General features: G+C 41.2%; 1 protein-coding gene. It reads right to left on the reverse strand.

The window, feature by feature from the left end:
* Positions 1-151: 151 nt before the first annotated feature.
* A partial coding sequence (locus tag DXA60_RS05820; RefSeq protein ID WP_147345380.1) for a conjugal transfer protein occupies positions 152-1,021 on the reverse strand: 870 nt, incomplete at its 5' end.

Raw genomic sequence — 1,021 nt, forward strand, 5'->3', positions numbered from 1 at the left:
CATTTCACTTTTTGTTCTACATATTCAAACTCCAGCTCTTCTTTTTCCATTAATCTTAATGTCTCAAGTCTCCATTTAAAAGCCTGCATTTTCCGCCTGCGTATTTCCCGATATGAAAATTTCATGATAAAGTTTTCTATCTTTTCTTTCATCACTCTACCTCCACAATCTTCCAGTTATCCCCCTTCTCCAGCGTCAACTTATACTGCATGACCTGCGTAATCTTCAGATCCTGGTCCAGGTATTTTACATAAACTTCTGCTTTCGTCTGATCACCTTCCATATAGTAGGCTTTTCCTGCCAGTCCATCATATACATAATTCTTTCCGATTGCCGGAAGGACACCATCCTTTACATAATAGACAAGCTCCTTCGCCGATGCCTGGGGATACAGCTTGAAAAACGTATTCAAAAAATCTTCGATCTGCGTCTGGGTTTTTAAATCTATACTCCCGTCTGTTTCTTTCGCTTTTACTTCATAAGAAGATTTTCCCGGCAGTGCATACGCTGTCGGGTTTTTTACAACTAACATTTTTCCATTTTCATCTCTGTGTACCACTGTCTGATACACATTGCTCTGATCCGTGGTCTGTTCACCCTCCGATATCCGCTGTTTTACACCATACGTTACTTCGTATTCTGTATCCGTAAGATCCTTCACAGACCAGATATCTACGGATTCAACCTCCGCTGCAGTCGGACAGTCGGTCGTGATCATTCCATGATCCATAAGCTGCAGCGTCTCTGGAAGATATTTTTCCAGTGTTTTTTCTCTCTTGCTGATCTCCCGGTCTGTGTTTTCCCAGGCATGATATACACCTGCGAAACCTTTTACATAACTCTCCAGGGCGTTTGTATCTTTCAATTTCTCCTCGATCACAGTTTCTTTTTCAACTGTGACCGTATCAACTGATGTGAAATTATTGTAAATTCCTAAGATAATGCTGATCACTAACAAAACCCAGAACAACCGAATCCAGTTCCTGTTTGGAGATACCTTTAAAACCGGCATCTCTTCTGC

It is taken from the genome of Roseburia sp. OF03-24, assembly GCF_003463035.1.
Taxonomy (GTDB): Bacteria; Bacillota; Clostridia; order Lachnospirales; family Lachnospiraceae; genus Roseburia; species Roseburia rectibacter.